Origin of the sequence: Chrysosporum bergii ANA360D (assembly GCF_029891735.1) — a bacterium.
Classification (GTDB): Bacteria; Cyanobacteriota; Cyanobacteriia; order Cyanobacteriales; family Nostocaceae; genus Umezakia; species Umezakia bergii.
On record NZ_JANQDH010000016.1, the window covers coordinates 21,825 to 34,845 of the forward strand.

Here is a 13,021-nt window from a genome sequence, read left to right on the forward strand (position 1 = left end):
TAACTCACTCATCTAGAACTAACCCCCTCTAATATCTGTAATACTTCCTGTTCAAATGCTACCTGGGCGCGGTTAGTCTTACCACCAATATACAAGCGATCGCTCGTTTGTAAAGCCCAAATTTGGGAGTGAGAGAAATAACTCATGGCCGCGCCCAACATCAACAGTGCAAATCCAGCATAAACCACCGGGACACCAGGATCACACTTAATTTGTAAGCCAGTGCTACCAACCACATCTACAACTTTCAGACTTACCCCATTAACTTGAGTAGACATTCCAGTCCGCACCGTATCCACTAATTTACCAGCAGCATCATAAATTAATACCATTCCCTGCAAATCCTTAGCAATCACAGACACCCCCTCACTCAAATCCGGTTTAGTAGGAATCCAAGTTCCCCAAATCCGCCCCCGTCCCTGAGTATCTAACATAGCCATTGGTAACTGAAAAATAGGACTGTTATTAAACTTGATGCGAACAGATGCAATTCCCCAATCAGTTTGATAAAAAGTTACCCCACCATAACGCAAAGGTTGATTAACAAAAATCTTTTGATGATCAACCTCTTCACCCTGACCATTCAAAACAGACATATCAGAATAAAACTGATCAATACCACCAATAGGCGTGTAATCAATCCAAAACCGATTAACACGCACCGACCAATTTTGGAGAACTGCTGTATTAGCCCAAGGACCAGCATCAATAATATTCTTCACCTGAAAAGTATCACCACTGCTGATCATTTCCTGAGCCATAAATCCAGTCATCGCCCCCCAAATTCCCCCCAACAGGATAGTGACAATACCCACATGGACAACAATCGGTCCAATGCGTCCAATCATCCCCTTACGAGCATAAAGAATATGGTCTTTTTCTTGAAAAACTTGATAACGCCGATGCTGTAAAATTTCCTTCAGAACCTGTAAAGAACCATGATCTAACTCTCCACTCAAAGCCAACTTTTGAAACTTCCGCGGTTCTTGGTAATATTGCCAACGACGAGCAGTTTTTAAAGCCGGTAACTGACGAGTGAATGTACAAGCCGTGAGACTAACACCAAATAAAATCAGCAACCCCAGAAACCACCAAGTCCGATATACATGGTCTAAACCCACTACTTGAATTACCTTCCAAGTCAGAAAACCAAATAAAGCCGGACTCTCCGGGTAGTTAGCCTGATAAAAACCAGGTGACTGGCCCTGTTCTATCACCGTACCACTAACACTAAAAACAGCAATGAGTAGTAAAAGAATAATAGCCAATCTTAAGTCAGTAATTACAGGTAAAATCTCTCCCCGTAAAAATCGCCCCAGTGCTGACCACCAATTTAATTCTGTGGAAACTGAATTTTCAGTCATTGCTTAAAAACTGCCCCAAGGAAGTCGAGAAATCAAAGAAAATACACCAAACCCTACTAACAACACACCACTCACCGGATTAATCCAACCAGACCAGCGCCGCAACTCCAGCAGCTTTTTAATACTAGCAGTGAAAGTACCCGCTAAAATCAACGGTGCTACATACCCCCCAGTGTAGCACAATAACAAAACCGCCCCAAGAATTAAATCTTGGGTAGTAGCAACCCAACCCAGCAAACTAGCTAAAACAGGCGTACTACAAGGAGAAGCCACCAGTCCAAAAGTTAACCCCAAAGAATAGGAACGCACACCCGGGGGTAAATCCCCAGAAATCCACTTAGTTTCACCCAGAGACGGAAACTGTACAGGTAGAGCTTCCAGTAAATTTAGCCCCATCAGAATGGCGATTACACTGACAATAATTGGTAAACCTATTCCAATTTGACCATAGACCCTACCCACAAAAGCTGCTATAATCCCCAGACCAGCGAGAGTAGTGGCTAGTCCCAAAGCAAACCATGTAGATTGTGCTGCCGCTTGGAGACGGCTTTTAGTTTCATAACCACCAATATAACCAATGGTAATAGGTAGCATAGACAGCATACACGGAGTCAGGCTGGTTAGCAGCCCAGCAGTAAAAATAATAGCAATACTCAGCAAGCTTAAATGAGTTAATTGGTTAGCTACTAAGCCATTAGCGAATTGTTCGAGTTGGTAAAGTCCTGTTTCCAGAGTCTCCAGCATGGGATGTTTTAGCAGGCAATGCTTGTTACCCTAACATTCTAACTTAATAACTGATTTTTGGTTGGGGTTATACATCTAGAAAGAGTTTGAAAACATGATCTTAGTTACTATCCCCCTCTAGATGTCAACAATCATATTTAGACTCAGGAACGCTAACTATCTCATAGCACCATCGAGGTTGGCATTTCTGAGGTTAGCATATCTGAGGTTGGCACCACTGAGGTTAGCACCAACGAGGTTGGCACCACTGAGGTTGGCATATCTGAGGTTGGCACCTTCGAGGTCGGCACCTTCGAGGTTGGCATCTTCGAGGTCGGCACTATAGAGGAAGGCACCACTGAGGTTGGCATCTCTGAGGTTGGCATCTCTGAGGTAGGCACCACTGAGGATGGCAGCGTCGAGGTCGGCACCACTGAGGTCGGCACCACTGAGGTCGGCACCTTCGAGGTCACAACCCACGCATTCTTTAGTACTCAAAAGTTTGTCTAAGTCCCCCTGGCTAAAAGCATAGCTAGGGTTGCTCCCAAAGGTTAGGGAACAAATAACAACCAAAACTAACATCATTGTCCAAGTTAAAAATCGTTTCATTATTTCACCTGTAACGACATTACCTCAGCAATATTATCATAATTGCAATCAATGTTATGTAATTATTCTCTCCTATTGAGCCTAGCCATACTATCCCCGCACTACAAAAAAATAGCTGTTTATATCATTAGCTTTACTCGCAAAACTTGTTGAATTACTTGTTGCACAGCCTCTTGACTTAAACTACCATCCACCCGGACAATTCTATCTGGGTAAGACGCAGCTAACTCTGCGTATCCTTGCTGAACACGGCGATGAAAAGCGATCGCTTCCTGCTCAATGCGGTCCAACTTACCAACATGACCTTTTTTCCTAACTAGTCCCACTTCCACATCCACATCTAACCAAATAGTTACATCACTTTCTAACCCACCAGTAGCAATATAGTTAAGTTGATTAATTAAACTTATACTCAAACCCCTACCATAACCTTGGTAAGCAACGGTAGAATCAGTATAGCGATCGCATAATATATATTTTCCCCCCGCCAGATTTGGTTTTAATTCTTCCGCCAGGTGTTGGGCCCGGTCAGCCGCATACAATAATAATTCTGTCACCTCTGCAATTGGTTTATTCTCCACCCCATCCAATAAAAGACGGCGCAAATGTAAGCCTAAATCTGTTCCCCCCGGTTCACGGGTCACCACCACAGCCAACCCTAAATTTGCCAACCATTGACCACAAAGCTCTATTTGGCTAGTTTTACCGCAGCCTTCCACCCCTTCAAAAACAATTAATTTCCCACTCATGCTTTTAAACTTATTTTTATACACAAAAAAAGCACTCGCAAGTGCTTTTTTTGTAAAGTTTGATACCATTTCACCCGGTTGCCCTTGAATTTAAAGAGTACAACACAACCTTAAAAGAAGCATTGCCATAATTACTTGTAACAAACACTAAATGAACTGGTAGCACTCCTTGCACTATACTTATCATAACTGGTTTAGAATAAAATATAACATTTTATTCATGAAAATTTATGAACTCGCCAGAGTGATCAAAGGTTTTAATTCAGCCCACTTTCTTGATCAAAAAACCCAGAGTAATGGCGATAAACCCAGAAACCGCCATTCCCTTAGTAAAAATATTAACGATACTCCCCGCTTTGAATATCACGTAAACGAGCAGCATCACGAATATTGTATTCAGCACGAGTAAAACGATTTAACTGAGCCTCAAAAAAATCTCTGTTAGCTTGTAAATGTTCAGAATTAGAGTCATCTAAAGGATGGCATAGTACAGTCCGCAATGCTTGAATAACAGCAGAAGTGACATTATACATCGACCGTTGAAAACTAATCCCCAACTGAATCAACATATCCTCCTCACCCCGACAAAAACCCTGATAGTAATCAACCAGATATTGTGGTAAAAAGTGTAACATATCTTGCATCAGCAGAGTTGGGGGGATACCCGCAGTACCCACCGGGAAAACATCTGCATAGAGAATTCCATAGTGAAAATCTTTTTGCTCCACCGGCACTTGTCCCGCTTGAGCATTATATGACTTTGTACCCCGGAAAGGAGCCGTCCGATAAAAAACAGCCTCCACATAAGGTAATGCAGCTTCATAAAGCCAAACAAAGCCTTTAGACTTAGGTACAATTTCGTAACATTCACCACGGATATAAACATGATGGTAAATAGGACGATTTGCCACAGCAAAAATCCCATTAACTAGAAAATTCATCGCCTCTGGAACAGAACTAATTTTCCCCTCATCATATAAATCAGACATTTCAAAGAACACAGGAGCCATAACTTCCCAGAATAGCCCCAAATTCGCATAGTAAGACATTTGGCGGCACTGTTCTATAAACATATCCGGAAACAGTTTATAAAGTGCCGACATCAATGGATTACCTTGGAAATAAGCCCTAATTGCCCGGTCAGCATTCCCCTGATATTCTTCAGTGTCTAAATACGGGTCAAATTTGCCGCCCATCCCCCTATGCCAAAGCATTGCCCGCATACAAGCCTCCGCAAATTCCATGTTAATGCGGTCATGGAATAAGTGATGTAATAACTTAGGCATTTTGATAGTTTCACCCTTTTCTATAAATGCCAACAGTTCCGGATGGGCACCAGCTTCACCCCGCCACACTCTCAACTCTGCATCATCCCCAGCATAATGATTATGTCGTTGTAAATACTCCCCAGGCAGAAAGTATTTAAAAAACGGCAAAGGGTCTAAAAATACCCGTTCAGCAATATAGAGTAAATCCCGCCAGTAAAAATCCATAGGTACCGCATAGGCCTTATAAATGCCGATAATTTGCATTAAATTTTCTGGCGTATCTGGCAACATAGAACCACCAGCCTCAAGACGATGAATTATATCAGCAAATTCATGCTGAGACGGTGGTAATTTTGTAGTATGACTTTCCCCTGCTTGTACCATGGCACTTTAATTCCCTTGATTTTAATGGTTAAATTGGATGGTTAAATTTTCAGGCAATATCATTAAGATTTGATCTAATTAGTTGATGTGCAATTTCCTAATACCTCACAGTAACTTGAGAAACTATAGTTTTATCTAGCGGGTAAATGCTCGCCACCATAGCTGTAGTTGTCGGTTCACTCCAACGCACCAACCAAGTAGGTTGTACTCCCAAAAACACAATCAGAGCCGCCAAAATCAAAGCCGGTATTTTTTCAGCCCATATCACTTTAGGGTAATAAGCCAACTTATTATCCAACTTGCCAAAACAGGTACGATTGAGCAGAATAACAAAATAAACTGCCGTTAAACCACTAGATGCCACACATAAAAGAGTTGACAACGGAAAAACCGAAAAACTACCTTGAAACACCAGAAACTCCGCCACAAATCCTGTTAAACCAGGAATACCAGCGCTCGCCATCCCACTCAGAACCAGTAAAGCGCTAATTAAAGGTAAACCGCGAATAGGACTCATTAACCCATTGAGTTTATCTAATTCCCGCGTTCCCACCTTAGCCTCCACAACCCCCACCAAATGAAAGAGAATTGCCAAAATTAAACCGTGGCTGAACATTTGAGCCACAGCCCCCACCAAAGCCAAAGCCGTACCAGAAGCCCCAGCTAACAAAACATAACCCATATGACCAATGGAGCTATATGCTACCATACGTTTAATATCTGTTTGCGCGATCGCCACCACCGCTCCATAAATTGCACTAACTGCACCCCAAATTGCCAAAGTCGGACCCACCACAGGCCAAACTTGAGGAAACATCCCCAAGCCAAAGCGTAACAGTCCATAAGTCCCCAACTTAGCCAACACCCCACCTAATAAAATCGCAATAGGTGCAGAAGCTTCAACATAAGCATCAGGTAACCAAGTATGGAAAGGAACCAGAGGAATTTTAATCCCAAACCCTAAGACAATTCCCCCCAAGAGAAGCAGTTGCAAACCCGCGGATAATGTTTGTGTAGATACAGCATCAAAGGCAAAACTAGAAGCACCAGTCAAAAATACCATCCCCAAGAAAGTTGCTAAAATCAAAGCCCCTGAAACAGCAGTATAAATCAAAAATTTCATAGCAGCATAAGCCCGTTTTTCTCCTCCCCAAATGGAAATTAGTAAATAAAACGGGACTAACTCCAATTCGTAGAACAGGAAAAATAACAGCAAATTCTCTGCTAAAAATGCCCCGGACACCCCACCACTAACTAATAAAATCAAAGAGTAAAAAAGTCGTGGGCGTTCAGTTTCCTTGTCACTGCTATAAATAGCAATCCAGGTAAGTAAACTATTTAACAGCAGCATTAAAATTGATAAGCCATCAACACCCATGTGATAACTCAAACCCAAGGTTTCATTCCAAGGTAGATATTCTTCAAACTGCATCCCTGGGTTAGTGATGTCAAATTTCAGTAAAATAAACAAATTCCACAGTAAAACCATGCCCGCTACAGTTAAAGACACTAAGCGAACGCGACTTGCTGAAACAGTTTTATCAGGTAAACAACCGATAATTACAGCACTCAAAATTGGGATTAAAACTAAAACACTGAGCATAAGCTTGAGGTTACTAATTGGTCTATTGCAAATAAACTTTGGTTAGCGATTTAGAAAATCAGGCTTAAAAGTTGGACTCCCCAAAACGGCCAAGTTATCCATGCGCCGAAAATGCCTATTGCCACCAGCACAGTGAAGGCATAAAATTGAGTTTGTCCAGAATTACTATATTTCAAACCCTCCCCACCTAAAAGCGAAAACAAACCTACTAAATTAACAATCCCATCCACCACAAAACGGTCCATCATATCAGCAAATTTAGAAAGCTGGGCAACACCCAAAATGATAGTCATGCGGTAAATTTTAGGAGTGTAAAAATCGTAAGCCAACAAGTTTTGTAAACCTTGCCAAGGTAGACGCACTGGTTTAGGAATATTCCCTAAATAAATTACCCCACTAATGCTGCAACCAAAAATACTTGACCAAATCAGCAACAAAGCCACATCCTTATTTAAATTTGCCCAAGTTGGTAATATTGATAAGCTTTGTAACACCAAAGGCAAATGCAGCACAAACCCGAATAAAATCATCATCGGTACTATCATCGGCCAATGAACTTCAGGCGATCGCTCACTCATCAGTTTAGCTTTACCACCAAAAATCAAGCCAAATTCTCTCGTCAAACTCACAGCTGTTAAAGCATTGACCGTGATAATAACTCCCACCAACCAAGGATAACTTGCCCACAGTCCGTCAGCCAATTTCAACAAAGCCCAAAAACTACCCAACGGAGGAAAACCAATTAAACCCAAAGTTCCCACAATAAAAGCTAACCCAGAAAAAGGGCGACGCTTCCACAAGCCCCCCAGTTGAGTTACATCTTGAGTAATGTTATTCCAGACAATTCCGCCAGTACTCATCACCAATAACGCAGATGCTACAGCGTGGGTAAGTACCAATAATAGCGCCGTTTCCTCCTGCTGCACCCCCACAGCAATGAACACCAAGCCCATATAAGCACTCACAGAATAAGATAAGCAGCGCTTCAGGTCAACTTGAGCAATGGCAATTAAAGATGCACCCACAGCAGTCACCGCACCAACAGCGACAATAAATGAAGAAACCACAGGAGATAAAGTTAATACAGGTTGCAACTTAATCAGTACCCATGCACCACTGGCAACCACCACCGAGTTACGCAAAATTGTACTGGGAATCGGTCCCTCCATTGCTTCATCTAACCACAAATGCAAAGGAAATTGAGCGCACTTACCCATCGGACCCGCCACCAATGCTAAACCCACTAATGTAATCACCCCTGCATCTACTTGGGTATTAGCCGCCCATACTCCCAACTCCGTATAATTCCAAGTTCCCGATAAAGTCCATAACCCCAATACTCCCATCAGCAAGAATAAGTCCCCCACCCGTTTAGTTAAGAAAGCATCTCTTGCACCAGTGACCACCAAAGGTTGACTAAACCATAGACCCACTAAAAGATAAGTTCCTAAAGTCAGAATCTCCAAAATTACATAACTAAAAAACAGATTATTGCACAAAGCTAACGCACATAATCCCGCTTCAAATATTCCCAACAAAGAATAAAAGCGTCCCCAACCCCAATCCATTTCCATGTAACCAATAGCGAAAACTTGCGCCAGCCAATTTAAGCCGGTTACTACCACCATCGCCCCTACACTGACAGAAGAAATGTCTAAAGCAATAGTGAGATTCAAACCAGCAGTTGATAGCCAGGGAATAAATATTTCTTGAGGTGGTTGATTCCAACTTGCTTGTAAAGCTATCACACTATGAACCAACGCCAAAAATGTCATCATTAAATTGACATAACCCGCCGGTCTAGGTCCAATTCTGCGAATAATTCCTGGTGACCAAGGAATCGCCAAAAGACCACCTATTAACGCATAGCAAGGAACTAGCCATACAGTCTCTAGGAGAAACTGAGCCATAAAATTAACCTCTGTTTTTTTTTAGGAGACAATAGACCTCAGTAGGGCAACTACTCGGTCAATATGAGAAATTTATTTTTGCTTAATATTATTTTTATCTTACCGTTATGTTCACCAAAAAGAAATTAATTCACAACATGAATTGACAATCTCTACCATAACTAATTCTTATATTGATATTTTCAGCCGCAAACCATAGACTATAGTCTATGCAGTATCAGCCCTTTCCATTAATCAACAAAATCTGGTAGTGCAGGCCTCTTCCCCCCACTACCACCGAACTTATCAAATTAATAACATCCACCTGATTTGCGATGTTCCACAGCAGTCACGCCATTAAGTTCTAACACCTCTCCCTGATCCACCACAGCATAAATTAAGTATCTATCCCCACATTCAAGTATATTCGTGACAGTACATTCCAGATAAGCTAACGCCTCAGTTAAGATTAAACAGCCATTATCAGCCGTTTTTGTCCCCAGATGAGTAAAAGGATTCTCCCCTATTCTGCTTTGACCGCCGAAATAACGCCGTAAATCTCTATTTTCCTCTAGGATATTCAACACAAATTGCTCACCAGGTTCACCCATTAAATCTGCATTCTGCTCTTGACTAATAGCAATCATAATCCCTGGAGGATTAAACGTTGCCTGAGATACCCAAGAAGTTAAAATACCTTGATGACTATCTAAATCACGAGTGCTAACCACACACAAAGAACCAATAATCCTACCTACAGCTTGTTCAGTACGGTTTATTTTAGCTTCAGAAGCCACCCGGCGGAAAGTACGCAGTTTCTTGGTTTTCTTTAAATTTTGAGCAAAACTCGCCCCCGCCGCTTGACATTGTTCAAGAGCTTCTACCGTAGGACTAAAACGCACCCTAATAGTTTCACAGCCGAAACTATAGTTAGCATCTTTGAGTTTACCAGCAATTAAATCTATAGCCTCCCCACTCCAACCATAAGAACCAAACACCCCCACTAACTTGGTTTTTGCAGCCCTTGACAACACTATCCCCAAAGCAGTTTGAATTTGGGTTGGTGGATGACCCCCTAAAGTCGGAGAGCCAATAATAAAACCATCGCAGGCCTCCACCACACCGCTAATGTCCACCGGGTCTGCAACTTCACAATTAATTGACTCCACACTAACATTATTTTCAATTAAACCTTGAGCGATCGCATGAGCTAAACTTGCTGTACTGCCATAAGCCGAAGTATAAAGCACGGCAACTTTTAAATCTTGAGATTTTTGTGCTTGACACCATTTACGGTAATCATAAGTAAAACGACTCAGACTATAAAGCACCACCGGACCATGACCAGGAGCATAACATCTAGCCGTCAAAACCGCCAACTTATCTAAAGCCGCTTCTACTTGTTTCGCCTGGGGTGCATGGAGACACTCAAAGAAGTAATGACGTTCCGGGTCTAATTTTTTCCAGTCTTGGTCAAATAACGCATCTTCGCAAATATGAGCGCCAAAAAATTTATCTGTGTACAAAATCTGAGTTGCAGGGTCATAAGTACAAAGACCATCAGGCCAACGAGGAGTAGGAACCGTATAAAATGACAGCTGATGTTTTTGTCCCAAATCCAAAGTATCCGCAAAACGCACAGCTTGAATACGTCCTTCCCACTCCGGAAAAGCACTTTTTAAAGCGTTCGCAGCAGGACGAGAACAAATCACTGTAGCTCCTAATGCTAGCGACAATAACTCCCTCAGCGTAACTTCACGGTTAGGATTAACGTGACCAAGAATAATATAATCCAGAGTACTAATATCCAGCTGTTCTTGTAGTTGCTGTAAATAAATACCAGTGAAAGACTCTCCAGGAGGATCAATAACAGCTTTTTTGTCAGCCTGAATCAAATATGAATTGGCTGTAGTTCCCTTTTGACGGGAATACTCCACTTCAAACTTAAGACGCTCCCAAGTACGCGATCGCAAAATCAAGGTATTTTCGCCAATATTCGCCACTTGTACATCTCTAAAACCCTTCAATCTAGAACTAGTCATCATATTTTCCTCACCAGTTTTAGTTTTATTCCTTCGTCGCTAATTTAGTAATGTTTAGTAATGATTGCCAATTTTGCGGTGATGAACAGTACTCAGCCCATTAACATTAGCCACCCTACCAGTAGTAACAATGCTGTAAATTACCCAATGATCACCACAATCCATCCGGCTAGTAACTTCACATTCCATATAAGCTAAAGCCTCTGCTAAAATTGGAGAATTATTACTAGCAGCATAAGTTTTGATACCCTCAAAGCGATTAGCACCAGGAGGAAAACGCTTAAGAAAATGTTTTATTAATCCTTGATAATTCTCCTCTCCCAAAACATTTAACACAAAGCCATCGCCCAGATGCATTAGCGATGCGATCGCCCGTTCTTTAGACACAGCAATCGCCACTCCTAACGGCTGTAAACTTGCTTGTATCACCCAAGAAGCCAACATAGCACCCTGCATTTCTCCTTTTTTAGTAGTAACGATATATAATCCTGAGCTAATTCTGCCTAAAGCCTCTTCTAACTTAGTCTTGATAGATATGTTTTTCTGATTATTACCATTTCCCGCCCAGCGGCTTTTTCCCTCACACTTCAACCATTGCCCCATATCCGTCCCCGCTTCCTCACACAATTTTTCCATTGCTTCTCCAGGGATTTCTTTAATTAAAATAGGCGGGAAAGCTTCAATTAATCCTAACTCCTGAAATTGATTACGTAAAGGATAAATCGGTTCATCTTCTCCCCCACCAGACTCTAATAAACCTATTGCCTGCCTTTGATGCACAGCAGCCAAAATAGTATTTAAAGCAACTTGAGCCGGCGCAGAATTTTGGCATGGCATAGCAATCACTACACCCCCAGCCTCAGATACCAATTCTCTCACCTCCTGTGGTTCCGCACTATTCATATCCATCAACTCCACAGCCACACCTGTTGTACTACATCCATGAGCCAAAATATAGGCCAAATGTTCACTGTAGCCATAATTTTCCCCATAAAACACAGCCACCAATATTTCCGTTTTAGCCTGTGACAAACTCCAAGTTTTATACTCGTCTAACCAAGCCGTAATATGATATTTTAGCAGTGGACCGTGACCCGTAGCCACCGTATTGATTTGATTAATGTTTAAATTCTCAATCCGTTTTAAAGCCGCCAAAACAGACCGGGCATTGGGTTTCATCAAACAATCATAGTAATATTTAAAATCCTCCGCAATATTGGCAACATATTCATCATAAGTATGATCATCACAATAGTGCATCCCAAACACATCGCAGGTGTAGAGAATACCTGTTTTATGATCATAGGTCAAAATAGTATCAGGCCAATGTAAATTAGGAGCAGAAATAAACTCTAATTTGTGACCATTACCCAAATCTAAACACTCCCCGCTTTTTACCAACAGAGACTTAAATGGCAAGTGAATGATATTTTCTAAAAACTGAATTGCCACCTTAGAACCAACCACAGTAATATCAGGTGCTAACTGCAAAATATCCTTAACTAAACCACTATGGTCTGGTTCCGTATGGCTAATAACCAAATAATCTATTTTATTCACATCAATCAAACCCGTCAATATCTCCAGATATAATTCCTTAAACTTCCCATGTGAAGTGTCAACTAAAGCAACCTTCTCACCAGCAATTAAAAAAGAATTATATGTTGTTCCATTGCGCAAACCAAACTCCACATCAAAACGCTCCCGATCCCAATCTAAACAGCGAATAGCAGTTGTTTTAGCCGCAATTTCTACTGTTTGAACAGTCAAACGTCCTACATTTATACCTTTAGTAGGTTGTGTAAGTATGACCATTGATTTTTACCTCGAAAATTTGGGAGATTCCTTATGCTTTTATCTTGAACCAAAAAGCCCGATTAGTAAAATTTCAATTTCTCAAGACATTGATTAGTAATACTTATATTTACACAGAATAGGGTTTAGAGGATTTCTCAAGTCTTATTACTTGCACTTTTTCAACACTTAATAGTACATTAGTATCTACATACGGTTATTTAATGTAACTAGCAATACATTAATAAAAATATATGTAAAATTTATATATATAACCAACATAACCCAAGCAAATCAAGAGGTATAGGCTTTTATCTATGAAAATAATTTAATATTTATTTAACTTTCAGCTGAGAAAATGAAAAATATTCACCACCTAGTTGTAGAATACTTTTAATCCCATGAAATTCGGTTATTAACAAAACTTGCAGCCCATGTAAGTTTTTTTCATCAAAAAATTTCATTAACCGCCTTAGACCTCAGCTATCTCTAACAGTGATCCATCATCACTGCATAGCCGTGTAAAAAAGCGAAAAAAACCGCCAGTTGGCAAAAAACCTGCATCAACCTTGCATTTTTTGCCCAGTTCTTCATGG

9 protein-coding genes are annotated in these 13,021 nt (G+C 41.1%); all 9 read right to left on the bottom strand.

The window, feature by feature from the left end:
• Nucleotides 1-8 precede the first annotated feature (8 nt).
• Nucleotides 9-1,364, bottom strand: a complete 1,356-nt coding sequence (locus NWP17_RS02475) for a cytochrome c biogenesis protein (protein ID WP_280653330.1) — start codon at nucleotides 1,362-1,364, stop codon at nucleotides 9-11.
• 3 nt (nucleotides 1,365-1,367) lie between these two features.
• Nucleotides 1,368-2,108: a cytochrome c biogenesis protein CcdA gene (locus NWP17_RS02480; protein WP_280653331.1), complete on the bottom strand. Its 741-nt coding sequence runs from the start codon at nucleotides 2,106-2,108 to the stop codon at nucleotides 1,368-1,370.
• 156 nt (nucleotides 2,109-2,264) lie between these two features.
• Nucleotides 2,265-2,696 (bottom strand): pentapeptide repeat-containing protein, encoded by a 432-nt coding sequence (locus NWP17_RS02485; protein WP_280653332.1) that lies wholly within the window; start codon nucleotides 2,694-2,696, stop codon nucleotides 2,265-2,267.
• 119 nt (nucleotides 2,697-2,815) lie between these two features.
• A complete protein-coding gene (gene tmk, locus NWP17_RS02490; protein WP_280653333.1) occupies nucleotides 2,816-3,445 on the bottom strand; it encodes a dTMP kinase in 630 nt (209 codons plus the stop codon).
• A gap of 338 nt (nucleotides 3,446-3,783) precedes the next feature.
• Nucleotides 3,784-5,097, bottom strand: coding sequence for a CO2 hydration protein (locus tag NWP17_RS02495; RefSeq protein WP_280653334.1), 1,314 nt, complete (start codon nucleotides 5,095-5,097; stop codon nucleotides 3,784-3,786).
• A gap of 97 nt (nucleotides 5,098-5,194) precedes the next feature.
• Nucleotides 5,195-6,700 (bottom strand): NADH-quinone oxidoreductase subunit M, encoded by a 1,506-nt coding sequence (locus tag NWP17_RS02500; RefSeq protein ID WP_280653335.1) that lies wholly within the window; start codon nucleotides 6,698-6,700, stop codon nucleotides 5,195-5,197.
• Between the two features lie 50 nt (nucleotides 6,701-6,750).
• A complete protein-coding gene (locus tag NWP17_RS02505; RefSeq protein ID WP_280653336.1) occupies nucleotides 6,751-8,610 on the bottom strand; it encodes an NAD(P)H-quinone oxidoreductase subunit F in 1,860 nt (619 codons plus the stop codon).
• Between the two features lie 290 nt (nucleotides 8,611-8,900).
• Entirely contained in the window at nucleotides 8,901-10,631 is a 1,731-nt protein-coding gene (locus tag NWP17_RS02510) for a diflavin flavoprotein (RefSeq protein WP_280653337.1), read from the bottom strand.
• Nucleotides 10,632-10,685: 54 nt separating this feature from the next.
• Nucleotides 10,686-12,446 (bottom strand): diflavin flavoprotein, encoded by a 1,761-nt coding sequence (locus NWP17_RS02515; RefSeq protein WP_280653338.1) that lies wholly within the window; start codon nucleotides 12,444-12,446, stop codon nucleotides 10,686-10,688.
• Nucleotides 12,447-13,021: the final 575 nt, after the last annotated feature.

Coding starts and splice junctions, on each gene's coding strand:
- NWP17_RS02505 (WP_280653336.1), bottom strand. CDS start 8,610: ATGGCTCAGTTTCTCCTAGAGACTGTATGGCTAGTTCCTTGCTATGCG.
- NWP17_RS02480 (WP_280653331.1), bottom strand. CDS start 2,108: ATGCTGGAGACTCTGGAAACAGGACTTTACCAACTCGAACAATTCGCT.
- NWP17_RS02500 (WP_280653335.1), bottom strand. CDS start 6,700: ATGCTCAGTGTTTTAGTTTTAATCCCAATTTTGAGTGCTGTAATTATC.
- tmk (WP_280653333.1), bottom strand. CDS start 3,445: ATGAGTGGGAAATTAATTGTTTTTGAAGGGGTGGAAGGCTGCGGTAAA.
- NWP17_RS02515 (WP_280653338.1), bottom strand. CDS start 12,446: ATGGTCATACTTACACAACCTACTAAAGGTATAAATGTAGGACGTTTG.
- NWP17_RS02510 (WP_280653337.1), bottom strand. CDS start 10,631: ATGACTAGTTCTAGATTGAAGGGTTTTAGAGATGTACAAGTGGCGAAT.
- NWP17_RS02475 (WP_280653330.1), bottom strand. CDS start 1,364: ATGACTGAAAATTCAGTTTCCACAGAATTAAATTGGTGGTCAGCACTG.
- NWP17_RS02495 (WP_280653334.1), bottom strand. CDS start 5,097: ATGGTACAAGCAGGGGAAAGTCATACTACAAAATTACCACCGTCTCAG.
- NWP17_RS02485 (WP_280653332.1), bottom strand. CDS start 2,696: ATGAAACGATTTTTAACTTGGACAATGATGTTAGTTTTGGTTGTTATT.